The sequence below is a fragment of the Streptomyces sp. NPDC028907 genome, from assembly GCF_055564995.1.
Genome location: NZ_JBVHVE010000005.1, coordinates 384,318 through 407,680, shown reverse-complemented (window position 1 = coordinate 407,680; position 23,363 = coordinate 384,318). Strand labels below are relative to the sequence as shown.

The following is a 23,363-nucleotide window of genomic DNA, read 5'->3' as shown; positions in this document are numbered from 1 at the left end:
TCCCCTCCCTCCTCTCCATGGAGCACCCATGTGTACTTCGCATGCCCACGACCAGGGCGAGGCCGCGCAGGCCGCCGCCGGAAGACGCGGTTTCCTGCGCGCAACGGCGCTGATGGGCGCCGCCGCCACCGCCGCGGTCGCCATGCCCGCGGTCGCCGAAGCCGCGCCCGCCGAGGCCACGGCCTCCGACTGGCGGCCCGACTCCGACAGCCGCCGCTTCACGCTCGCCGTGATGCCGGACACCCAGTACCTCTTCGACGGGCCGAGCATCGACAAGGCGCCGGTCGAGGCGTCGCTGCGGTACCTGCTGGAGCACGCCCGGAAGGAGAACATCGTCTTCCTGTCGCACCTCGGCGACCTCACCCAGAACGGCACTCGGCCCGAGGTCGCCGCGATCAGCGAGGCGTTCCGGCTCCTGGACCGGCGGGGCGTGGGCTACAGCGTCCTCGCCGGCAACCACGACGTGAAGTCGTCCACGGACGACCAGCGCGGGACGACGCCGTATCTGGACGCCTTCGGGCCGAAGCGGTTCCAGGGGAAGAAGACCTTCGGTGGCGCCTCCCCCGATGGCTACAACACCTTCCACCTGTTCAAGGCCGCCGGACGTGAGTGGATGGTGCTCGCGCTGGACTGGCGGCTGTCGGCGAAGGGCTACGCGTGGGCCAAGGATGTCCTGGCCCGGCATCCGAGGACGCCGGTCGTCCTCACCACCCATGAGCTGGTCGTCGAGGACGACACCTTGTCGTCGTACGGGCAGCAGCTGTGGGACCAGCTGATCGAGGACCACGACCAGATCTTCCTCACCCTCAACGGGCACTACTGGCCGGCCGGCCGGGCGATCCGCAAGAACGCCGCCGGAAACGACGTCCACCTGCATCTGACGAACTACCAGAACCGCTACTTCGGCGGCGCGGCGATGATCCGCCTGTACCGCTTCGACCTCGACCGGAACGTCATCGACGTGGAGACGGTGTCCCCGTGGATCCTCGGCCGGGCCGCCAAGGGGCTCAACGAGCTGGAGCGGCAGGAGATCGAACTCAGCGGTGACACCGACCGGTTCAGCGTCGACATCGACTTCGGCGACCGTTTCACCGGCTTCGCCCCGGTGCCCGCGCGCCCGGCGCGCCCCGCGTCGCGGCTGCTGATCCCGGGCACGGTGGCGTACTGGCGCTTCGAGCAGCCGGTGGCGGGCGGCACGGTCCGTGACGTCTCCGGGCACGGCAACGACCTCTCGCTCGTCTCGGTCGGCGGCGGCGAGCTGGGCTGGTCCGCCGACCACCACCCCGACCAGCCCGGGCACGGCAGCCTGGAGTTCGAGGGCTTCAAGTCCCCGCTGAAGGGCGCGTACCTGCGCACGGTCGACGGGGCGCCGCTCAACTCGGCGACGTTCAGGGACGGTTACACCATCGAGGCCTTCTACCGTCTCCCCGCCGACTGGGATCCCGCCCACCACGCCTGGTCCGGCCTGGTGAGCCGTACCGGCACGGGCGGCGCCGCCGGCAAGACCGCCGACGACCCGGACGAGCCGCTCGCCACGCTCTCCCTGTCGAACGACCGGGAGCCCCAGTGGGCGATGCGCCCACTGAACCAGGAGGGCATCGCCACCAACTGGGCCCAGGAGACCCCGCTTAAGACCTGGTGGCACCTCGCGGTCGTCAACGACGGCGAGCACACCACGATGTACGTCGAGGGCTGCCCGGTGGTCCGCAACCCGAAGGCACGCTCGACCGGCATCACGTCCGTCGGGCTGCCGTGGCTGCTCGGCGGCTACGAGTACGGCGGCAAGATCGACCAGATCCTCCACGGCCGCCTCGGCGACGTCCGGATCGTCGCGCGGGCGCTGCCCGTCAAGTCCTTCATGAACCACTGACCTTCAGGGGACCATCACCATGACCGAGCAGCAGCTGCCCAGCTGGGCCGACCCGTCCGTCTCCCCCGCCGACCTCGACCCGCAGGGCGTCTCCCGGCGCGGCCTCCTGCGCCGCGCGGGCCTGTTCGGCGCCGCGTTCGCGCTGGGCGGCACGGCCGTACCCGCGCTGGCGGGACCGGCCTCGGCCGCCTCCGACCGGCGTCTCGGCGGCGACGACCCGCGCCTGGCCTATCTCGTGGGTGACCACCACGTCCACTCCGTCTACAGCCACGACGCCAAGTACACGTTCTCCCAACTGGCCGCCGCGAGCGCCAAGTTCGGCCTGGACTGGATGGTGTTCACCGAGCACTCCAACTTCGGGCACGCCAAGTTCGGGGCCGCGCTGGAGCACGAGGAGATCCTCAGGGCGCGGGCCGAGAATCCGCGCCAGCTCATCTTCCAGGGCCTGGAGTGGTACATCCCGGCCGCCGAGCACTGCACGGTGTTCGCGGCGCCCGGCCGCCACGAGGTGGACCTGCTGACCCGGTTCGAGAGCGCCTACGACGGCAAGCTGCTCGGCTACGACAAGGGCGGCGCGGCCGACGCGGACACCGCCCGCAACGAGGCCCACGCGGTCAAGGCCATCCAGTGGCTGGCCGAACAGCGCCGCAGGCGCTACGTGGACGACGTCCTCGTCCTCGCCAACCACCCGATGCGCCTCGGTATCGACTCCCCGCACGAGATGCGGGCCTGGCGGGACGCGGCCCCCGAGATCATGATCGGCATGGAGGGCGCGCCCGGCGCCCAGGGCGCGGCCATCCCCGGCTGGCGCGGCGCGAACTCGATCCGCGGCGAGTACGAGAACAAGCCGTCGGCGCAGTCCTGGGCCGGCTACCCCGCGGACGCGTATCTGACGTACGGCGGCTTCGACTGGTCGACGGCGACGGTCGGCGGTCTGTGGGACTCGATGCTGGCGGAGGGCCGCCTGTTCTCGATCACCACGAACTCCGACGCCCACCGCATCGTCTTCGACACCTGGAAGAACGGCGACTGGCCGGCGGGCCAGAACTTCGACACCACCGGCAAGCTGCCCGACCCGGTGAACACCACCACCCCGCAGCCGGGCAGCGACTTCTGGCCGGGCCAGTTCAGCCGCACCCACGTCGGCGTGACCCGTTACGGCTACCTCGCGGTGATGGCGGGCCTGCGCGCGGGCCGGGTCTGGCTGGACCACGGGCATCTGCTCGACGGCCTCGACGTCCGGCTCAAGCGGGACTGCGACCACGGCCGGGGCGTCACGCTGGGCGGCCGACTGCGCGTGCGCAAGGGCGAGAAGCTCACGCTCAACGTGACGGTCACGACGGCCTCCCGGCCCAACCCCCAGGGAATCCTGCCGGAGTTGGCCCATGTGGACGTCGTGCGGGGCGCGGTGCGCGGCCCGGTGACCGACCGGGACACCTGGCGGGCCCCCGACACCAGGGTCGTGCGGACGGCGGACGTGAGCGGCCGCAAGGGGACGTACACCCTGCGCATCCCGCTGACCGCCGGGGACGAGTCCTTCTACGTGCGGCTGCGCGGCAGCGACGGCAACCGCAACGGCGCCGGCTACCTCGGCGCGTCGGTCGACCCGCACGGGCCGATCCCGCACGCGCCCGGAGACGGTGACCCGTGGACGGATACGTGGTTCTATTCGAACCCGGTATTCGTCGACGTGGCAGGAGCCTGATGAAGCGTCATCTAAGCACTCTCGCTTGCTTGTTGGGTGCTCTCACCCTCGGCGCGGGGACGGCGTCCGCCGCCGGCGCCCCGCGCTGGGCGGAGACCGGCACGGCGTACACGGACACGCTCGGCGGCGGACAGGGCCTGGCGAGCCGCGCGGACGGCTCACTGCTGTACCGCGGGCTCGCCTCCATTCCGCTGGACCTGCGCATCAAGGGCTGGAACCACGTCGGCGACCCGGACATCGCACGCGGCCATGTCTTCGACGCCTACCAGGGCCCGGACACGGCCACGTCCAAGATGTTCGCGGTGACGACCCCGGCCGGGCAGCGCTACGAGTACGTGCATCGGCTCAACCCGGGCGAGAAGCTGAACAACTCCTTCGCGGCCGTCTCGCCCGACGGGCAGTGGCTGGTGTCGGGCGAGTGGGGTGAGCAGCGAAGACTCCAGGTGTTTCCCGCACCCCTGCTCAACCCGTCCACCCCGCAGTCCGGCGGCGACCTCAAGGAGGCCTGGCAGATCACCCTGGACAAGCCCGTCCGCGACATCCAGGGCTGTGACTTCGTGACGGACACCCGCCTGGTGTGCGCCTCGAACGACGCCTCGGGCACGCTCTTCCCGGAGATCCGCCCGCTGCTCCAGGTCGACCTGCCGCACAAGGTGGACGGGCAGCCGATCACGGGAGCGGTGACGAGTCTGTTCGCGCTGCCGCAGCGCAGCATCTGTGCGGGCTCGTTCGGCACGTTCGAGACGGAGGGCGTCGACTACGACCCGAACAGCGGCACTCTGCGCGCCCAGATGATTCCGCCCGGGGTGTGCGCGGCGGGGACGGCCGTGTACTCGTATCAGCAGGTCACGAGCTGATCGAGCCCCGGAGGCACCCGCGCATCCGGATGATCTGGGGCACGAGGGACGATGGACAACGGTTTGTCAGTTTCCCAGCCGCACCACCTCGGTGCCGATCAGGCGTAGAACCGTGACAGGCTCTGCAACACCGCCGCCGGCTTGCCACCGCCCTCGATCTCGACCGTCCCGTCCACGGTGATCTGCACCCCGCCCGGCACCTCCTCCACCTCCGCCAGCTTCCCGACCAGCCGTATCCGGGAGCCGACCTTCACCGGCGAGGGAAAACGCACCTTGTTCAGGCCGTAGTTGACCTTCGTGGTGACGCCCTGGACGTCCAACAGCTCGGTGAACAGGGGGATGAAGAGGGAGAGGGTGAGATAGCCGTGGGCGATGGGGGCGCCGAACGGGCCCTCGGCCGCCTTCTCCGGGTCCACGTGGATCCACTGGTGGTCGCCGGTGGCGTCGGCGAAGGTGTTGATGCGCTCCTGGGTGATCTCGATCCATTCGCTGGTGCCGAGGTCGCTGCCCGCGAGCTTCTTCAGTTCGTCGAGGCCGTTCACGGTGATGCTCATGGGGATCCTTAACTGTTGCCGTACCGGGTACGGACGCGGGACTTGAGGAGTTTTCCTGAGGCGGTGCGCGGGAGTTCGTCCGCGAGGACCACCGATTTCGGGATCTTGTACTTGGCGAGGCGGCCGGCGAGGGACGCGAGGATCGCGTCGGGGTCCGGCGTGGTTCCCTCGCGCGGGACGACGACCGCGCGCGGCACCTCGCCCCACTTGTCGTCCGGCACCCCGATCACCGCGCACTCGACGATGTCCGGGTGGGCGAGGAGGAGGTCCTCGATCTCGGCCGGGTAGATGTTCTCGCCGCCGGAGATGATCATGTCCTTGATGCGGTCGACGATGAAGACATAGCCGTCCTCGTCGATCCGGGCCGCGTCCCCGCTGCGGAACCAGCCGTCCGCGAAGGAGGCGGCCGTCTCCTCGGGCAGCCCCCAGTAGCCGGGCATGACGTGCGGGCCGCTGACGACGACCTCGCCGGTCTCGCCGACATCGACCGGCGCCAGGTCCGGCCGTACGACGCGTACGTCGCTGAAGAAATGCGGCACGCCCGCCGAACCGGCCTTGTCCACGGCGTGTTCGGCGTCCAGGAACAGGGTGCCGGGTGCGGCCTCGGTCATGCCGTAGCCCTGAAGGAACGTCAGTTCCCGTTGCTGGTAGGCGGCGATGAGCGGGGTCGGTACCGGCGAGCCGCCGCACGTGAGGATGCGCAGGGAGGACAGGTCGGCGTCGGGCCAGCGGGGGTGGCGGGCGATCTGGTCGAACATGGTCGGTACGCCGAACATGAAGGTGATCCGGTGCCGTTCGATCAGGTCGAAGGTGGCGTCCGGGTCGAAGGCCTCGACCAGGACGCAGGTGCCGCCCTTGAGGAGGACCGGGAGCGTCAGCATGTTCAGGCCCGCCGTGTGGAACAACGGGGCCGAGACCAGGGCGCGTTCGTCGGCGATCAGATCGGTGTCGACGAGGACGTTGAGCGCGTTCCAGGTGATGTTGCCGTGGGTGAGCATCGCGCCCTTGGGACGGCCCGTCGTCCCCGAGGTGTACATGATGATGCAGGTGTCGTCCGGGGTGACCGGCGTGTCGACGGGTTCCTCGGCGGCCGCGGCGAGCGCCTCCTCGTACTCGGCGCCCACTTCGACGTAGGTACGGACGTCCGTGCTGCCCGGCAGTCCGGCGACGAGCCCGGCGTGGGAGGGGCCGTAGACGAGGGCCTTGGCTCCGGAGTCGGCGAGCTGGTAGGCGATCTCGGGGCCGGCGAGGCGGGTGTTGAGCGGGACGAAGACCGCGCCGAGCGTGCCGGCCGCGAACAGGGTCTCCAGGTAGGAGGGGTGGTTCGGGCCGAGGTAGGCGATGCGGTCGCCGCGGCGGACGCCTCGCTCACGCAGGGCGTGGGCGAGACGGGTGGTACGCAGGTGCAGGGTGCGGTAGTCGATGGACGTCCCGCCGTGGATCAGGGCGGTGCGGTGCGGGGTCTTGCGGGCCCGGCGTGCGGGCCATGACCCCAGTCCCTCGTTGCGCATGTCACGCCCCTTACGGTTTCGTCAGCCCGAGCAGCCGGGCGGCGTTCTCCTTGAGGATCTTCGGCTTGACCTCGTCCTTGACCGACAGCTTCTCGAAGTCGGCGAGCCAGCGGTCGGGGGTGAGGACGGGGAAGTCGGAGCCGAAGAGGACCTTGTCCTTCAGCAGCGTGTTGGCGTACTGCACCAGCTGCGGCGGGAAGTACTTCGGCGACCAGCCGGACAGATCGATGTGGACGCCCGGCTTGTGGGTGGCGACGGCGAGGGCCTCGTCCTGCCAGGGGAAGGACGGGTGCGCCAGAATGATCTTCAGGTGCGGGAAGTCGGCCGCCACGTCGTCCACGTGCAGCGGATTCGAGTACTTCAGGCGGATGCCGCCGCCTCCCGGCACTCCGGCACCGATGCCCGTCTGGCCGGTGTGGAAGAGGGCGATCGTGCCGGTCTCCTCGATCACCTCGTAGAGGGCGTACGCCACCGAGCGGTCGTTGGGGAAGAAGCCCTGGATGCTGGGGTGGAACTTGAAGCCCTTGACCCCGTACTCCTCGACCAGGCGGCGCGCCTGCTTCACGCCCGCCCTGCCGCGGAAGGGGTCGATGGAGGCGAAGGGGATCAGTACGTCCGCGTTGGCGGCGGCCGCCTCGGCGACCTCCTCGTTCGGGACCGGTGGCGTGCCCGTCGCGGACTCGGAGTCGACCGTGAAGATCACGGCGGCCATCTTCCGCTCGCGGTAGTACGCGGCGGTCTCCTCCAGGGTCGGCTTCCGCTTGCCCTCGACCTTGAAGTAGGCGGAGGAGGCTTCGTGCAGGTCGTCGTCCAGGGAGGCGTGGCCCTTGGAGGAGACCTCCGCGTGGGTGTGGACGTCGATCGCGACCAGCTCGTCGGGGTTCATGGACGGGGCCATCACGCCTCCGGGAACTTGGGCGCCGGGATGCCGACCGACTGGAGTGCCGTGCCGACCGAGGTGGGCCAGACGTCGGCCAGGGTCTCGGCGGTCCAGCCGCCGTCGGCGTACGCGGCCGCGATCTCCTGCGGATGCGACCAGAGTGCCACCTTGTCGCCGCCGACGCCGATGGCCTGGCCGGTGATGCCCCGGGCCGCCTCGGAGGCGAGGAAGGGGACGAGGGCCGCGCAGTCCTCGGGGGTGCCGAAGCCCTCGCCCTTGCGCAGGAAGTCGGGGAGCGGCTCGCCGTTCTTCATGGCCTCGATGTACGGGGCGAAGGCGGGGATGGTCTCGGTCATGGCGGTCGCGGCGACCGGCACGATCGCGTTGACGGTGATGTTCGCGCGGCCCAGTTCCATGGACCAGGTGCGGGCCATGGCGGCGATGCCGGCCTTGGCGGCGGCGTAGTTCGTCTGGCCGAAGTTGCCGCGCTGGCCGGCCGGGGAGCCGACCAGGACCAGGGTGCCGCCCTCGCCCTGCTCGCGCATGCGGACGGCGGCGGCCCGGGCGCAGGTGAAGGTGCCCTTGAGGTGGGTGGTGATCACCGCGTCGAAGTCGTCGTCGGTCATCTTCCACAGGACCTTGTCGCGCAGGATGCCCGCGTTGGTCACCAGGATGTCGAGCCGCCCGAACTCCTCGACCGCGCGGTTCACCAGCCGCTCCGCGGCCTCCGTCGTGCCGACCGGGACGACCTCGGCGACGGCGGTGCCGCCCGCCTCGGTGATGGACTTCACGGCCGCCTCGGCCACGGCCTCGTCGACGTCGTTGACGACCACCAAGGCGCCGTGCGCGGCCAGGGCGTGGGCGTAGGCGAGGCCGAGGCCCCGGCCGCTGCCGGTGACGACGGCGGCCTTGCCGGTGAGATCGATGCTGGGCACGGGAGGGTCCCTTCGACGTGGGGTGCTGCGCCATGGGCTGCTTCGACGCGGGAGTGCGGCTACGAGATCGAAGTTAAGAGCAATAATTGTTGTCGTCAATAGTTGTTGGTGACCTTCGGGTGCGTCATGCTGGAATCTGCACAGAGGAACCCCCACCGGGGGCCGAGACCAGGGAGTCCGCCATCGCCCGCCAGCACGCCACGAACCCGGCACTCATCGACGCGAACGAACCGTGGATGCGCGGACTGCACGCGGACACGGGGTATCTGCTGTACCGCCTGGGTCTGCGCTCGGGTCAGTTGTTCAACACGTTCCTCCAGGAGTCGGGGCTGCGGCTGCGCCACTACGCGGTGCTGCGGTTCCTCGCCACGTCCCCGGGCGCCCTCCAGCGCGAGCTGAGCGCGTCGCTCGGCTACGACCCGAGCGCGATCGTGGGTCTGGTCGACGACCTGGAGAAGCTGGGCTTCGCCGAGCGGCGCCCCTCCCCCGACGACCGCCGCAGCCGGATCATCGTCCTGACCGAGGGCGGCCGCGCGTTCCTGCGGGACACCGACGAGGCCGGTCAGCGGGTCACCAACGAACTCCTCCAGCCCCTCGGCCCGGCCGAGCGGGAGCAGCTCCACGGGCTGCTTCAGCGGGTCACCGAGTCCGGGCTGGGGTGACCGGGCGATGAGGTGCCGATGACCTCCGACGCAGTGCCGTCCACGCCGCCCGCGCCGTCCGGGCCGGCCAAAGGGACGCGTTCCGCACCCGACCGGCTGCTGTCCGTGCTCGGGGCCTTCGACCTCGGACATCCCGCGCTGTGTCTGACGGACATCAGCCGCCGGGCCGGGCTCAGCCTGAGCACCGCGCACCGGCTGGTGAACGCCCTCACCGAGTGGGGCGCCCTGGAGCGGGACGACTCCGGTCTCTACCACGTCGGGCTGCGACTGTGGGAGCTCGCGGCCCTGGCGCCGCGCGGGCCGGCGCTGCGGCAGCTCGCGCTGCCGTATCTGGAGGACCTGTACGAAGCCACGCACGAGAACGTGCAGTTGGCGGTACGGGACGGAGCCGAGGTCGTCTACATCGAGTGGCTGTCGGGACGCTCCGCGGTCGGCGTGCACATCCGCGTCGGGGCGCGCTGGCCGCTGCACGCCACCGGGGTCGGGCTCGCCCTGCTCGCGCACAGCGACCCCGAGTTCCAGGAGGAGTACTGCGCGGGCCCCCTCGCCTCCTTCACCCCGTACACCGTCACCGAACCTGCCCGCCTACGCCGCATGCTGGCCGACGTGCGCCGCACGGGCGTTGCGGTCAGCAGTCGCCAGGTCACCGACGACGCCCTGTCGGTGGCCGCCCCGATCCGCGGCCCGGGCGGTCCGGTCACCGCCGCGGTGTCCGTGGTCGTACCCCAGGCCGATGCCCAGGTCCCGGTCCTGGTACCTGCGGTGCGGCTCGCGGCGCGCGGGATCTCACGAGGGCTGGGGTGGCGCCCGGAGAAGGGGGCGTAGGGGCTGAAGGGCGCGGGTCACGAGAGTTCGATGCGCACATTTCCGCTTTCACAGGGTGAACTCCCCTGTGCGGGAAGGGTTTTCTGTGCTTCACCTCTTGACGACCGGAGGGACGGGGAGCACATTGGCGACACTTTGAGAGCGCTCTCAACGCCCAAGGCACCCCGCATCCCCACCCCGTACACCGAGAGGCAGCACCCCCATGAGTGAACCCTCCGGCATACACCGCAGACACCGCTCCCTCAGGCGGACGCTCGTCGCCCTGCTCGGCACCCTGGGCCTCGCGGCGGCCGCCGCCACCGCCGCCGTCCCCTCCGCCAACGCCTCCGCGCCCACGCCGCCGTCGGGCTGGACGCAGGTGTTCCTCGACGACTTCAACGGCGCCGCCGGCACCGGCGTGAACACCGCCGACTGGCAGTACGCGACCGGCAAGAGCTATCCCGGCGGTCCCGCCAACTGGGGCACCGGCGAGATCGAGACGATGACCAACAGCACCGACAACGTCTCGCTCGACGGCAACGGCAACCTCCGCATCACCCCGCGGCGGGACGCGTCCGGCAACTGGACCTCCGGTCGCATCGAGACCAACCGCACCGACTTCCAGCCCCCGGCGGGCGGCAAGCTCCGCGTGGAGGCGCGGATCCAGGTGCCGAACGTGACCGGGGCCGCCGCCAAGGGGTACTGGCCGGCGTTCTGGATGCTCGGCGCGCCCTACCGGGGCAACTACTGGAACTGGCCCGCCGTCGGCGAGCTGGACATCATGGAGAACACACAGGGCATGAACACGGTGTTCGCCACGATGCACTGCGGCACCTCACCGGGCGGCCCCTGCAACGAGACCAGCGGCATCGGCGGCAACACCACCTGTTCCGGCGCCACCTGCCAGGCGGGCTTCCACACCTACCGGATGGAGTGGGACCGCTCGACGAGTGTCGAGGAGATCCGCTTCTACCTCGACGGCACCAACTTCCACACCGTGCGGGCCAACCAGGTCGACGCGACGACCTGGGCGAACGCCACGAACCACGGCTTCTTCATCATCCTCAACGTGGCCATGGGCGGCGCCTTCCCGGACGCCTTCGGCGGCGGCCCGGACAGCGGAACGCAGCCCGGGCACGCCATGGTCGTCGACTACGTCCAGGTGCTCTCGGCCACCGGGGGCGGTACCACGCCCCCGCCGACCGGCAACCGGGACGCCTACAGCGCCATCCAGGCCGAGTCGTACGACAGCCAGAGCGGCGTGAGCGCCGAGACCACCTCCGACTCGGGCGGCGGGCAGAACATCGGTGCCGTGGCGAACGGCGACTGGGCGCTGTACAAGGGCGTCAACTTCGGTTCCACCGCGGCCACCCAGTTCGTCGCCCGGGTGGCGAGCGGCGCGGCGGGCGGCGTCAGCGGCCTGGTCGAAGTACGCCTGGACAGCCGTGGCAACTCCCCCGTGGGCAGTTTCGCGGTGGGCAACACCGGCGGGTGGCAGTCGTGGCGGACCATTCCGGCGAACATCAGCGGGGTGACCGGCACGCACGACGTCTATCTCACCTTCACCAGCGGCCAGCCGTCGGACTTCGTGAACGTGAACTGGTTCAACTTCGGCCGCTGACAGGCGCGTTGCCCCGACATCTCCGCCTGGTCGATGCCCCGCGAGAGCCCACCGGCCCTTGCGGGGCACCGTCACGGTCATCGTCGTCGGCGTAGCATCCGGACGGCTTTCGGGAGCGCGACGCCGAGAACCAGCGCGGCCAGCGGCAACGCGACGTCGGTCCACGTGTGGCGGATGGACCGGTACGTCGCGACACCGTTGCTGATCTCGATGTAGCCGACCGGTCTGGCGTCCGCCCCTCCCCCACCACCACCGCCCTCACGGCCTCCGGCCTCACCGGCCCACCCGGCTCCGCCGCCCAGCCCGAAGGCGACTCTGGCGACCGGAATGACGGTGACGCCGTCAGCGGTGACGGGTTCGCCGTAGACGGCGGTGACCGAGGCACTGCCACCGAGTCTGTCGGCCAGGTGTTCCAAAAGCGCGTCCGCGGCATGCGTCGCGACGGCGGGGTTCTCCTCGTGGTCGGTCATCCAGCACTCGTAGACAACCGGGCCACCCCTGTCAAGAAGACCCGCGGAGGCCGGGGAACCCGAAGACTCAACGAATCTCCGCCCGAAACACCGCGGGCGTGACCTCCGTGTGCTGATGGAAGAACTTCGTGAAGTTCGCGGCATCCGGAAACCCGACGGCCACCCCCACCCGCCCGATCGCCATATCCGTATGGGCAAGCAGCCGCTTCGCCTCAAGGATCACCCGCTTGTCGATGAACCCCTTGGGCGTGAGCCCGGTCGCGGCGCGCACCGCGCGGACAAGGGTCCGCCGCGAGTACCCGAGCTGATCGGCGTACGCACTGACGCTGTGGTTGGTGGTGAACCCCTTCTCCACCGCGTCCCGGAACAACGTGAACGTCGTGTCCCCCTGTTGCCGCGCGGCCTCCGCCGAACTCGCCGCGAGATGGGCCAACCGCAGCAGAAACGCCGTGAGCGAGTGCCGCAGCACCGCCGTGTGCAGGCTCAACGGCAGGGTCGCCGTGTCCTCGTACTCGACTTGGAGCTGGGCGAGCGCCGCACGCAGAGCGGTCGACTGGGCCTCGTCGGGGTGGAGCAGAGGCGGCAGGTCGTAGCGGTAGAGCCCCGTGGCCTCCACCGTGGCGCGGGGCAGGAAGCCCGGCTGCATGGTCAGGACGGTGCCCCGGTAGTCGCCGGTCCCGGAGAAGCGGTGCACCTGACCCGGCCGGATCCACACCACGTCACCCGCGTTCGCCTCGTACTCGGCGAAGTCGATCATGTGGCGTACGGGACCCCTGTCGAAGAGCATCACGACGTGGAAATCGATGCGGTGCACGCGCTCCAGTGGCGCGTCGGCGGCGTGCCAAGTGCGCCCCGTGCCCATCTGGCCGACCTGCATGCCGACGCCGAGGACGCTCAGATCGACCGGGAACGGGAACGTCCGTATCCCGTCGCCGCCTTCGGCCCTCGCATCCGTCATATCCGCCATGTCCGTCTCATACCGTCTCACTCGTGCGCGCCCCGCGCTCAGCCGTGCGCGGCACTCCTCGCGGTGTCCCACTTTCACCACAGCGTGACACACCCCGACCTTCCCTAGTAAAAGTCAGACTTTTACTTTTGAACGCGTTGGACCAGCCACTTCGCTGCGATCGAGGACTTCTGAAGATGAGCACGCAGACACCGGACAGCTTCGAATGGACCGAACTCGACCGGCGTGCCGTCGACACGGCCCGCCTCCTGGCGGCCGATGCCGTACAGCGGGTCGGCAACGGCCACCCGGGCACCGCGATGAGCCTTGCCCCGGCCGCGTACACGATCTTTCAGAAGGTGATGCGGCACGATCCGGCCGACCCCGAGTGGACCGGGCGTGACCGCTTCGTCCTCTCCCCCGGGCACACCTCGCTGACCCTCTACACCCAGCTCTTCCTCGCCGGGTACGAGCTGGAGCTCGACGACCTCAAGTCGTTCCGGACGCAGGGTTCGAAGACGCCGGGTCACCCCGAGTACGGGCACACCGCGGGCGTGGAGACCACCACCGGTCCGCTGGGTCAGGGTGTCGCCAACGCCGTCGGCATGGCGATGGCCGCCCGTTACGAGCGCGGCCTGTTCGACCCGGACGCCCCAAAGGGCGAGTCCCCGTTCGACCACACCATCTGGGCGATCGTCTCCGACGGCGACCTTCAGGAGGGCGTCTCCGCCGAGGCATCCTCGCTCGCCGGCCACCAGAAGCTCGGCAACCTGGTCTTCCTCTACGACGACAACCACATCTCCATCGAGGGCGACACGGCGACCGCGTTCTCCGAGGACGTGCTGAAGCGGTACGAGGCGTACGGCTGGCACGTGCAGCGGATCGAGCCCGCGCTGGGCGGCGACATCGACGTCCACGCGCTGTACGCGGCGCTCAAGGCCGCGCAGGCCGAGACCGAGCGCCCCTCGATCATCGCCATGCGCACGATCATCGCCTGGCCCGCTCCGAACGCGCAGAACACCGAGGCCTCCCACGGCTCCGCCCTCGGCGTCGACGAGATCGCCGCCACCAAGCGCCTCCTCGGCTTCGACCCGGAGCAGACCTTCGAGGTCGCCGACGAGGTCCTCGCCCACTCCCGCCGCGCCCTCGACCGGGGCGCCGAGGCGCACGCGGCCTGGGACAAGCAGCTCGGCACCTGGCGTGCCGCCGACCCCGAGCGCGCCCGCCTGTTCGACCGAATCGTCGCGGGCCAGCTCCCCGAGGGCTGGGAGGACGCCCTGCCGGTCTTCGAGGAGGGCAAGTCCGTCGCCACCCGCGCCGCCTCCGGCAAGGTGCTCCAGGCGCTCGGCGCCGTCGTCCCGGAGCTGTGGGGCGGCTCGGCCGACCTGGCCGGCTCCAACAACACCACCATCGACAAGACGAGTTCGTTCCTGCCGAAGGGCAACCCGCTGCCGGAGGCCGACCCGTACGGCCGCACCATCCACTTCGGCATCCGCGAGTTCTCGATGGCCGCGGAGATGAACGGCATCGCCCTGCACGGCAACACCCGTGTCTACGGCGGCACGTTCCTGGTGTTCTCCGACTACATGCGCAACGCGGTCCGCATGTCCGCGCTGATGCAGCTGCCCGTGACGTACGTGTGGACGCACGACTCCATCGGTCTCGGCGAGGACGGCCCGACCCACCAGCCGGTCGAGCACCTGGCGTCGCTGCGGGCGATCCCGGGCCTGAACATCGTCCGCCCCGCCGACGCCAACGAGACCGCCATCGCGTGGGCCGAGATCCTCAGGCGGCACTCCACCGACCCGGCCCCGCACGGCCTCGCGCTCACCCGCCAGGGAGTGCCGACGCTCCCGGTCAACGCCGATGCGGCGAAGGGCGGTTACATCCTTGAGGAGTCCTCGACCGGGACGCCCGACGTGGTCCTCATCGCCACCGGTTCCGAGGTCCAGCTCGCCGTTGCCGCGCGGGAGCGGTTGGAGGCCGACGGGATCGGTACCCGGGTGGTGTCGATGCCGTCCGTCGAGTGGTTCGAGGAGCAGCCGCGCGAGTACCGCGAGAGCGTCCTGCCGCCGGCCGTGAAGGCGCGCGTCGCCGTCGAGGCCGGGATCGGGCTCACCTGGTACCGGTTCGTCGGAGACGCGGGACGCATCGTCTCCCTGGAGCACTTCGGTGCCTCCGCGGACGCCAAGACCCTGTTCGCCGAGTACGGCTTCACCGCCGAGAACGTCGTCGCCGCCGCGAGGGAATCCCTTGCCCTCGCCCGCGGTTGATCCGAACGCCAGAGAGAAGTTGAGCACAGTGACCACCGAAGCAACCGCGACCGCCGGAACCCTGAAGCGCCTCTCCGACGAAGGCGTCTCGATCTGGCTGGACGACCTGTCGCGCAAGCGGATCGAGTCGGGCGACCTCGCCGAACTCGTCGCGGACAAGCACGTCGTGGGCGTCACCACCAACCCGTCCATCTTCCAGGCCGCCATCGGCTCCGGCGAGGGCTACGAGGAGCAGCTCGCCGACCTCGCGGTGCGGGGCGTGACGGTCGACGAGGCCGTACGGATGATGACCACCGCCGACGTCCGTGCGGCCGCCGACGTCCTGCGGCCCGTGTACGACGCCACCGCCGGCCGGGACGGCCGGGTCTCCATCGAGGTCGACCCGCGGCTCGCCCACAACACCGCCGCAACGATCGCCGAGGCCCGTCAGTTGGCCTGGCTGGTAGACCGGCCCAACGTGATGATCAAGATCCCGGCGACCAAGGCCGGCCTGCCCGCCATCACCGAGGTCATCGCCGAGGGCATCAGCGTCAACGTCACGCTGATCTTCTCCCTTGAGCGCTACCGCGAGGTCATGGACGCCTACCTGGCCGGTCTGGAGAAGGCCGCCGCGCGGGGCCTGGACCTGTCCGGCATCCACTCCGTGGCGTCCTTCTTCGTCTCCCGCGTCGACTCCGAGATCGACAAGCGGCTGACCGCGATCGGCACGGACGAGGCCCTCGCGCTCAAGGGCAGGGCCGCGCTCGCCAACGCCCGCCTGGCCTACGAGGCCTACGAAGACATCTTCGAGGGCGACCGCTGGACCGCCCTCACCGGCGCCAGGGCCAACAAGCAGCGCCCCCTGTGGGCCTCCACCGGGGTGAAGGACCCGGCGTACAAGTCCACGCTGTACGTGGATGAGCTGGTCGCGCCGGGCACTGTCAACACGATGCCCGAAGCCACGCTCGATGCCACCGCCGACCACGGCGAGATCACCGGCGACACGGTGACCGGCCGCTACGCGCAGGCCCGCGCCGACCTCGCCGCCGTGGAAGCACTCGGGATCTCGTACGACGACGTCGTCACCCGACTGGAGGACGAGGGCGTCGCCAAGTTCGAGGTGGCGTGGCAGGACCTGTTGGACGCCGTCAAGAAGTCGCTCGGCAGCAAGGGAGCTGACGCAGAATGATCTCCGACTGGGACAACCCCCTGCGCGACGCGCGCGACCGCCGTCTGCCCCGGATCGCCGGCCCGTCCGGGCTCGTCATCTTCGGGGTCACCGGCGACCTGTCCCGCAAGAAGCTGATGCCGGCCGTGTACGACCTGGCCAACCGCGGGATGCTGCCGCCGGGCTTCTCCCTCGTCGGGTTCGCCCGCCGGGACTGGGCGGACCAGGACTTCGCGCAGGTCGTGCACGACTCGGTGCGCGAACACGCCCGCACCGAGTTCCGCGAGGAGGTCTGGCAGCAGCTCGCCGAGGGCATGCGGTTCATCCCGGGTGCCTTCGACGACGACGAGGCGTTCAAGCAGCTGCGCCAGACGGTGGACGAGCTGGACGCGGCGCGCGGTACGAGCGGCAACTACGCCTTCTACCTCTCCGTACCGCCGAAGTTCTTCCCGGAGGTCGTGCGGCAGCTGAAGAAGCACGGCCTGGCGGACGCGCCGGAGGGCTCGTGGCGCCGGGCGGTCATCGAGAAGCCGTTCGGCTCCGACCTCGCGAGCGCCCGGGAGCTGAACGCGATCGTGCACGACGTGTTCGACCCGGAGCAGGTCTTCCGGATCGACCACTACCTGGGCAAGGAGACCGTCCAGAACATCCTGGCGCTGCGGTTCGCGAACCAGATGTTCGAGCCGATCTGGAACCGGTCGTATGTCGACCACGTACAGATCACGATGGCCGAGGACATCGGCATCGGCGGCCGGGCGGGCTACTACGACGGCATCGGCTCGGCCCGTGACGTCATCCAGAACCATCTGCTGCAGCTGATGGCGCTCACCGCGATGGAGGAGCCGGCCGCGTTCGACGCCGCCTCGCTGCTCACCGAGAAGCTGAAGGTGCTCAAGGCGGTCAAGCTGCCGGAGGACCTGGGGAAGCACACCGTGCGCGGGCAGTACGCGGCGAGCTGGCAAGGCGGCGCGCAGGTCCTCGGGTACCTCCAGGAGGAGGGCATCGACAAGCGGTCCAAGACCGACACGTACGCCGCGATCAAGCTGAATGTCGACAACCGGCGCTGGGCGGGCGTGCCGTTCTATCTGCGCACCGGCAAGCGGCTCGGGCGGCGGGTCACCGAGATCGCGGTGGTCTTCCAGCGGGCGCCGCACTCCCCGTTCGACTCGACCGCCACCGAGGAGCTCGGCCAGAACGCCATCGTCATCCGCGTCCAGCCGGACGAGGGCGTGACGGTGCGGTTCGGCTCCAAGGTGCCGGGCACCTCGATGGAGATCCGGGACGTGACGATGGACTTCGCCTACGGCGAGTCGTTCACGGAGTCCAGCCCGGAGGCGTACGAGCGGCTCATCCTGGATGTCCTCCTCGGTGACGCCAATCTGTTCCCCCGTCACCAGGAAGTGGAAGAGTCCTGGAAGATCCTCGACCCGATCGAGGAGTACTGGGACACGCACGGCAAGCCGGCGCGGTACGCGTCCGGGAGCTGGGGACCCGAGGAAGCCGACGAGATGCTCGCACGAGACGGACGGAGCTGGCGCAGGCCATGAAGATCGACCTGACCGACACCACGGCAAGCAAGATCAACAAGGCGCTGGTGCAGGGCCGCCGCGCGATCGGCACGCCGGCCGTGGGCATGGTCCTGACGATGGTGATCGTCACGGACGAGGAGAACGCCTACGACTCGATCAAGGCGGCCGAGGAGGCCTCGCACGAGCACCCCTCGCGCACCCTGGTCGTCATCAAGCGGCACGCCCGCACCCCACGCGACCGCACCCGCTCCCACCTCGACGCCGAGGTCCGGGTGGGCGCCGACGCCGGTACCGGCGAGACCGTGGTGCTGCGGATGTACGGCGAGGTCTCCGAGCACGCCGACTCGGTGGTGCTGCCGCTGCTGCTGCCGGACGCGCCGGTCGTCGTGTGGTGGCCGGTGGAGGCGCCGGAGAACCCGGCCAAGGACCCCCTGGGCGCGCTGGCCCAGCGCCGGATCACCGACCTGTACACGACCGAGAACCCGCAGGTGGAGCTGGAGGCCCGGGCCCGCTCCTACGCGCCCGGCGACACCGACCTCGCCTGGACCCGGCTCACCCCGTGGCGCTCCATGCTCGCCGCGGCCCTGGACCAGGCCCGGGTGCCGATCATCTCGGCCGTCGTGGAGGCCGAGGCCGACAACCCGGCCGCCGAACTGCTGGCCCGCTGGCTGGAGGCGCGTCTGCACGTCACCGCCGAGCGGGTCGTCACCGCCGGACCGGTCGTCACCGGTGTGCGCCTGGGCACCGAGAACGGCGAGATCGTCATCGACCGCCCCGAGGGCCCGCTGGCCACGCTGTCCCTGCCGGACCAGCCGTCGCGCACCCTGGCGCTGAAGGTCCGCACCACCTCCGAACTCATCGCCGAGGAGCTCAGGCGCCTCGACGCGGACGAGATGTACGCCATCGCCCTGCGCGGCGAGGTCACCAAGGAGACGCCCTCCCATGTCTGAGACCCCCCGGCTCACCCGGCGCCCCGAGTGGGCGGCTCTGGAGGACCACCGCGCGGAGGCGCTGCAGCGGCCCCGGCTGCGTGAGCTGTTCGCGGCCGACCCGTCCCGCGCCGAGCGGTACGTCGTGCGCGTCGGTGATCTGCGCCTCGACTACTCCAAGCACCTGATCACCGACGAGACGCTCGCCCTGCTGCGGGAACTGGCCGCCGCGACCGATGTGTTCGGGCTGCGGGACGCGATGTTCCGCGGCGAGCGGATCAACGTCACCGAGGACCGGGCGGTGCTGCACACCGCGCTGCGGGCGCCGCGCGAGGCCGTGATCGAGGTCGACGGGGAGAACGTCGTCCCCAAGGTCCACGCGGTGCTCGACAAGATGAGCGCGTTCGCGGACCGCGTCCGCTCCGGCGAGTGGACCGGCCACACGGGCCGCCGTATCCGCAATGTCGTCAACATCGGCATCGGCGGCTCCGACCTCGGGCCCGCGATGGCGTACGAGGCACTTCGCCCGTTCACGGCACGCGAGTTGACGTTCCGGTTCGTGTCCAACGTCGACGGCGCCGACCTGCACGAGGCGGTGCGGGACCTGGACCCGGCGGAGACGCTGTTCATCGTGGCGTCCAAGACGTTCACCACGATCGAGACGATCACCAACGCCACCTCGGCCCGCACCTGGCTGCTGGCCGGGCTCGGCGGCGAGGACAAGGCGGTCGCCAAGCACTTCGTCGCGCTGTCGACCAACGCCGAGAAGGTGACGGACTTCGGCATCGACCCGGACAACATGTTCGAGTTCTGGGACTGGGTCGGCGGGCGGTACTCGTACGACTCGGCGATCGGCCTGTCCCTGATGATCGCCATCGGACCGGACCGCTTCCGGGAGATGCTGGACGGCTTCCACACCGTCGACGAGCACTTCCGCACCGCGCCCGCCGAGGCCAACGCCCCCTTGATCCTGGGTCTGTTGGGCATCTGGTACGGCAATTTCTTCGGCGCCGAGTCCCATGCGGTGCTGCCGTACTCGCACTACCTGTCGAAATTCACGGCGTATCTCCAGCAGCTCGACATGGAGTCCAACGGCAAGTCGGTCGACCGGGACGGCCAGGTCGTGGGCTGGGAGACCGGTCCGGTGGTCTGGGGCACGCCCGGCACCAACGGGCAGCACGCCTACTACCAGCTGATCCACCAGGGCACCCGCCTCATCCCGGCCGACCTGATCGGCTTCGCCCGTCCGGTCGCCGAGCTGAGCGACGCACTCAAGGCGCAGCACGACCTGTTGATGGCGAACCTCTTCGCGCAGGGCCAGGCGCTCGCCTTCGGCAAGACCGCGGACGAGGTGCGCGCGGAGGGTGTGCCCGAGGAGCAGGTCCCGCACCGCACGTTCCTCGGCAACCACCCCACCACCACGATCCTCGCCCCCGAGCTGACCCCGTCGGTCCTCGGCCAGCTGGTCGCCCTCTACGAGCACAAGGTGTTCGTGCAGGGCGCCGTCTGGAACATCGACTCCTTCGACCAGTGGGGCGTCGAGCTGGGCAAGGTCCTCGCCAAGCGGGTCGAGCCCGCCCTGACAGAAGGGACCGAGGTCCCCGGCCTCGACCCCTCCACCGCCGCCCTCGTGACCGCCTACCGTGAACTCAAGGAAGTGAACTGACATGCAGATCGGTCTTGTTGGTCTCGGCAAGATGGGCGGCAACATGCGCGAGCGTCTGCGCAACGCCGGCCACACCGTCGTCGGTTACGACACGAACCCCGAACTGTCCGACGTGGCGAGCCTGGCCGACCTCGTCGACCAGCTCGACGCGCCGCGCACGGTGTGGGTCATGGTCCCGGCCGGCCACCCCACCCAGCTCGTCATCGACCAGCTGGGGAGCCTGCTCAAGCCGTACGACACGGTGGTCGACGGCGGCAACTCCCGCTGGACGGACGACGAGAAGCACGCCCAGGAGCTGGGCAAGCACGGCATCGGCTTCGTCGACGCGGGCGTCTCCGGTGGCGTGTGGGGCCTGGAGAACGGCTACGCCCTGATGGTCGGCGGCGAGAAGGAGCACGTCGACCGGCTCAAGCCGATCTTCGAGGCGCTCAAGCCGGAGGGGCCGTACGGCTATGTCCACGCGGGCAAGGTGGGCGCCGGGCACTTCGCGAAGATGGTCCACAACGGCATCGAGTACGCAATGATGCAGGCCTACGCCGAGGGCTGGGAGCTCCTGGAGAAGGTCGAGTCGGTGGACAACGTCCGGGAGGTGTTCCGCTCCTGGCAGGAGGGCACGGTCATCCGGTCCTGGCTGCTGGACCTCGCGGTCAACGCCCTCGACGAGGACGAGCACCTGGAGAAGCTGAAGGGCTTCGCGCAGGACTCCGGCGAGGGCCGCTGGACGGTGGAAGCCGCCATCGACCACGCCGTCCCGCTGCCCGCGATCACCACGTCCCTCTTCGCACGGTTCGCGTCCCGTCAGGACGACTCCCCGCAGATGAAGATGATCGCGGCACTGCGCAACCAGTTCGGCGGTCACGCCGTCGAGTCGAAGGAGTAGCCCGCCGTGGGGGATCTCCTACTGGTCCGCCACGGAGAGACGGAGTGGAGCAGGTCGGGACAGCACACCAGCTGGACCGACCTGCCCCTCACCCAGGCCGGCGAGGAACAGGCCAAGTCCCTGGCCCCGCTCCTCTCCGGCCGCCCCTTCTCCCTGGCCCTCACCAGCCCGCTGCGCCGCGCCGTCCGCACCGCCGAACTGGCGGGCGTGACGGGCGCCGTAGCGGACGCCGACCTGCATGAATGGGACTACGGCGGCTACGAGGGCATCACCACCGACACCATCCACCGCTCCCGCCCCGACTGGTACCTGTGGACCGACGGAGTGCCACCCGGCCCGGACGGTCACCCCGGGGAATCCCCGGCCGAGGTGGGCGCGCGTGCCGACCGGTTGCTGTCCCGGGTGGACGTGGCGCTGCTCGACGGCGACGTCGTCCTCGTCGCCCACGGGCACTTCCTGCGCGTGGTGACGGCGCGCCGACTGGGGCTCGCCCCGGCCGAGGGGCGGTTGTTCCAGCTGGCGACGGGCACGGTGAGCCGGTTGTCGACGGAACACGGGCGGCCGGTGATCGCGGCGTGGAACGCCCGGCCCTGACTCCCTGGCGGAGTTGACAGTTTCGGCAGGCCGGCGTCAGAGTCCCCGCTGATGGAGATCAACGATCTGACGCCGGCCGAACTGCGGGTGTGGCAGGCCTTTCCCAAGGGCGAGGCCGTGGACTTCCGCACGGGCGAGGGCGAGGGCGCGGTCGAGGGCGCCGACTGGGGGTCCGAACGCACGGTACGGGCAACGGTGTTGCGGGCACTGCTGCTCGACGGACCGGTGGAGAGCGGCGAAGTGGCCGCTCTCAAGGTGGCAGGGGCACGCGTCACGGGCGTACTGGACCTGCGGTACGCGGTCATCGACAGTGTGGCCCGGCTCAGTCACTGTCACTTCGAGGAGGTTCCCGACCTCTCCGGCGCCCAGCTGAAGTACCTCAATCTGAGCGGGTCGCGGTTGCCGGGGCTGGGGGCGGCGCGGATTCGGGTCGACGGAGGGCTGCGGCTGACGAACTGCCGGTTCGCGGGGCGGGTGCGGCTCGGTGGGGCGCAGATCGCCGGGGCGTTGTATCTGGAGGGTGCGGAGGTCGTCGCGCCCGAGGGGAGCGAGGATCCCGTGCTCCAGCTCCACCAGGTGACCGTCGGGGAAGACCTGTGCGCTTCGCGTCTGCGTACCCTCGGGGAGATCCGGCTCGACGGCGCCACGGTGAGCGGCTCGCTCCGCCTGCAGAACGCCGACCTGCGGCGTCCCGGCGGCCTCGTGCTCCACGCCGAAGCGCTGGAGGTGGGCGCCAACGTCATGTGCAGACGCCTGAGCGCGCAGGGCCGGATCGATCTGCGCGGCGCCCGGATACCCGGTCTCCTCGACCTGCTCTACAGCCGCCTGTCCAACCCCGGCGGCACCGCGTTGCACGCGAGCAGCTGTGTCATCGGCGAGGTGTGGCTGCGCAAGGGCCCCTCGATGGAGGGCATGCTGAACCTGCGGCGCTCCCAGATAGACCACCTGAACCTGGCACCCGAGATGCTGTCGGACCAGGTCCGCATACTCGACCTCACCTACGTCTCCCTGACGCCGCACGTGCCGCCCGAGCAGCGGCTGCCCATGCTGGCGCGGGACGGAGACACCTTCGACCCGCACGGATACGAGCAGCTGACCGCCGCCTACCGGCGCACCGGCGACGACCACGCCGCCCGCCTGGTCCAGCTCGCCAAGCAGCGCCGCCACCGCAGGACCCTGCCCTGGTACGGCCGTCTGTGGGGCCACGTCCAGGACGCCACCGTCGGCTACGGGTTCCGGCCGATGCGGGCGCTCGGCTGGCTGCTGTCGCTGCTCGCCGTCGGCTCCGTCGCCTTCGCGCTGGACGCTCCCCCGCCGCTGAAGGCGGACGAGGCACCGCAGTTCAACCCGGTGTTCTACACGCTCGACCTGCTGCTGCCGGTGATCTCCTTCGGCCAGGAACCGGCGTTCGCCCCGGAGGGCGGGCAGCAGGCCCTGGCCTATGTCCTCGTCCTCACCGGCTGGATCCTGGCCACCACGGTCATCGCCGGCGTCACCCGGACCGTCAGCCGCCAGTGACTCCCACGGCTC

General features: G+C 70.3%; 20 protein-coding genes. 14 read left to right on the top strand and 6 right to left on the bottom strand.

Annotated features, from left to right (window positions below; all coding sequences use genetic code 11):
- Positions 1–28: 28 nt before the first annotated feature.
- Genes ACZ4UU_RS17865 through ACZ4UU_RS17855 form a run of 3 tightly spaced genes read left to right on the top strand, consistent with a single transcriptional unit; the run spans position 29 to position 4,432 of the window.
- The gene (locus ACZ4UU_RS17865) at positions 29–1,870 is read left to right on the top strand and encodes a LamG-like jellyroll fold domain-containing protein (RefSeq protein ID WP_468040819.1); all 1,842 of its coding nucleotides are present in this window, start codon (positions 29–31) and stop codon (positions 1,868–1,870) included.
- Between the two features lie 19 nt (positions 1,871–1,889).
- The gene (locus ACZ4UU_RS17860) at positions 1,890–3,575 is read left to right on the top strand and encodes a PHP domain-containing protein (RefSeq protein WP_468040817.1); all 1,686 of its coding nucleotides are present in this window, start codon (positions 1,890–1,892) and stop codon (positions 3,573–3,575) included.
- Positions 3,575–4,432, top strand: coding sequence for a hypothetical protein (locus ACZ4UU_RS17855; RefSeq protein WP_468040816.1), 858 nt, complete (start codon positions 3,575–3,577; stop codon positions 4,430–4,432). The genes ACZ4UU_RS17860 and ACZ4UU_RS17855 overlap by 1 nt, the downstream gene beginning before the upstream one ends.
- A 98-nt stretch (positions 4,433–4,530) precedes the next feature.
- Here ACZ4UU_RS17855 and ACZ4UU_RS17850 read toward each other — a convergent pair whose 3' ends face one another.
- The 4 genes from ACZ4UU_RS17850 to ACZ4UU_RS17835 are packed head-to-tail and all read right to left on the bottom strand — an operon-like array spanning position 4,531 to position 8,312.
- Entirely contained in the window at positions 4,531–4,986 is a 456-nt protein-coding gene (locus ACZ4UU_RS17850) for a MaoC family dehydratase (RefSeq protein ID WP_468040814.1), read from the bottom strand.
- An 8-nt stretch (positions 4,987–4,994) separates the two neighbouring features.
- Positions 4,995–6,497: an o-succinylbenzoate--CoA ligase gene (gene menE / locus ACZ4UU_RS17845; RefSeq protein WP_468040813.1), complete on the bottom strand. Its 1,503-nt coding sequence runs from the start codon at positions 6,495–6,497 to the stop codon at positions 4,995–4,997.
- A gap of 10 nt (positions 6,498–6,507) precedes the next feature.
- Entirely contained in the window at positions 6,508–7,383 is an 876-nt protein-coding gene (locus ACZ4UU_RS17840; protein WP_468041128.1) for an amidohydrolase family protein, read from the bottom strand.
- An 11-nt stretch (positions 7,384–7,394) separates the two neighbouring features.
- Positions 7,395–8,312 (bottom strand): SDR family NAD(P)-dependent oxidoreductase, encoded by a 918-nt coding sequence (locus tag ACZ4UU_RS17835; RefSeq protein WP_468040811.1) that lies wholly within the window; start codon positions 8,310–8,312, stop codon positions 7,395–7,397.
- A gap of 236 nt (positions 8,313–8,548) precedes the next feature.
- Between ACZ4UU_RS17835 and ACZ4UU_RS17830 the strand changes: the two genes are divergently transcribed.
- The 3 genes from ACZ4UU_RS17830 to ACZ4UU_RS17820 all read left to right on the top strand — a co-directional run bounded on the left by ACZ4UU_RS17830 (position 8,549) and on the right by ACZ4UU_RS17820 (position 11,399).
- The gene (locus tag ACZ4UU_RS17830; protein ID WP_468041126.1) at positions 8,549–8,974 is read left to right on the top strand and encodes a MarR family winged helix-turn-helix transcriptional regulator; all 426 of its coding nucleotides are present in this window, start codon (positions 8,549–8,551) and stop codon (positions 8,972–8,974) included.
- Positions 8,975–8,992: 18 nt separating this feature from the next.
- Complete coding sequence (locus ACZ4UU_RS17825) at positions 8,993–9,799, top strand: IclR family transcriptional regulator (protein ID WP_468040810.1); 807 nt, start codon at positions 8,993–8,995, stop codon at positions 9,797–9,799.
- 202 nt (positions 9,800–10,001) lie between these two features.
- Positions 10,002–11,399 (top strand): glycoside hydrolase family 16 protein, encoded by a 1,398-nt coding sequence (locus tag ACZ4UU_RS17820; RefSeq protein ID WP_468040809.1) that lies wholly within the window; start codon positions 10,002–10,004, stop codon positions 11,397–11,399.
- Positions 11,400–11,476: 77 nt separating this feature from the next.
- Here the strand turns inward: ACZ4UU_RS17820 and ACZ4UU_RS17815 are convergent, their stop codons facing one another.
- Together ACZ4UU_RS17815 and ACZ4UU_RS17810 are read right to left on the bottom strand one after the other, a co-directional pair.
- On the bottom strand, positions 11,477–11,869 hold the full coding sequence (locus ACZ4UU_RS17815; protein WP_468040807.1) for a spore germination protein GerW family protein: 393 nt from the start codon (positions 11,867–11,869) through the stop codon (positions 11,477–11,479).
- 67 nt (positions 11,870–11,936) lie between these two features.
- The gene (locus ACZ4UU_RS17810) at positions 11,937–12,836 is read right to left on the bottom strand and encodes a helix-turn-helix domain-containing protein (protein ID WP_468040806.1); all 900 of its coding nucleotides are present in this window, start codon (positions 12,834–12,836) and stop codon (positions 11,937–11,939) included.
- Between the two features lie 176 nt (positions 12,837–13,012).
- Here ACZ4UU_RS17810 and tkt point away from each other — a divergent pair, with 176 nt between their 5' ends.
- From tkt to ACZ4UU_RS17770, 8 genes are read left to right on the top strand one after another with little or no spacing between them, the layout of a single operon-like run.
- Entirely contained in the window at positions 13,013–15,088 is a 2,076-nt protein-coding gene (gene tkt, locus ACZ4UU_RS17805; RefSeq protein ID WP_468040805.1) for a transketolase, read from the top strand.
- Between the two features lie 19 nt (positions 15,089–15,107).
- Complete coding sequence (tal, locus tag ACZ4UU_RS17800; protein WP_468040803.1) at positions 15,108–16,256, top strand: transaldolase; 1,149 nt, start codon at positions 15,108–15,110, stop codon at positions 16,254–16,256.
- Positions 16,253–17,782 (top strand): glucose-6-phosphate dehydrogenase, encoded by a 1,530-nt coding sequence (gene zwf, locus ACZ4UU_RS17795; protein WP_468040802.1) that lies wholly within the window; start codon positions 16,253–16,255, stop codon positions 17,780–17,782. The genes tal and zwf overlap by 4 nt, the downstream gene beginning before the upstream one ends.
- A complete protein-coding gene (gene opcA / locus ACZ4UU_RS17790) occupies positions 17,779–18,714 on the top strand; it encodes a glucose-6-phosphate dehydrogenase assembly protein OpcA (RefSeq protein ID WP_468040801.1) in 936 nt (311 codons plus the stop codon). Before zwf ends, opcA begins: the two co-directional genes overlap by 4 nt.
- A complete protein-coding gene (gene pgi, locus ACZ4UU_RS17785) occupies positions 18,707–20,359 on the top strand; it encodes a glucose-6-phosphate isomerase (protein WP_468040800.1) in 1,653 nt (550 codons plus the stop codon). Before opcA ends, pgi begins: the two co-directional genes overlap by 8 nt.
- Before the next feature lies 1 nt (position 20,360).
- Positions 20,361–21,239, top strand: a complete 879-nt coding sequence (gnd, locus tag ACZ4UU_RS17780; RefSeq protein ID WP_468040798.1) for a phosphogluconate dehydrogenase (NAD(+)-dependent, decarboxylating) — start codon at positions 20,361–20,363, stop codon at positions 21,237–21,239.
- 6 nt (positions 21,240–21,245) lie between these two features.
- Positions 21,246–21,833: a histidine phosphatase family protein gene (locus ACZ4UU_RS17775; RefSeq protein WP_468040797.1), complete on the top strand. Its 588-nt coding sequence runs from the start codon at positions 21,246–21,248 to the stop codon at positions 21,831–21,833.
- Positions 21,834–21,884: 51 nt separating this feature from the next.
- Entirely contained in the window at positions 21,885–23,351 is a 1,467-nt protein-coding gene (locus tag ACZ4UU_RS17770; protein ID WP_468040795.1) for a membrane-associated oxidoreductase, read from the top strand.
- Positions 23,352–23,363 lie beyond the last annotated feature (12 nt).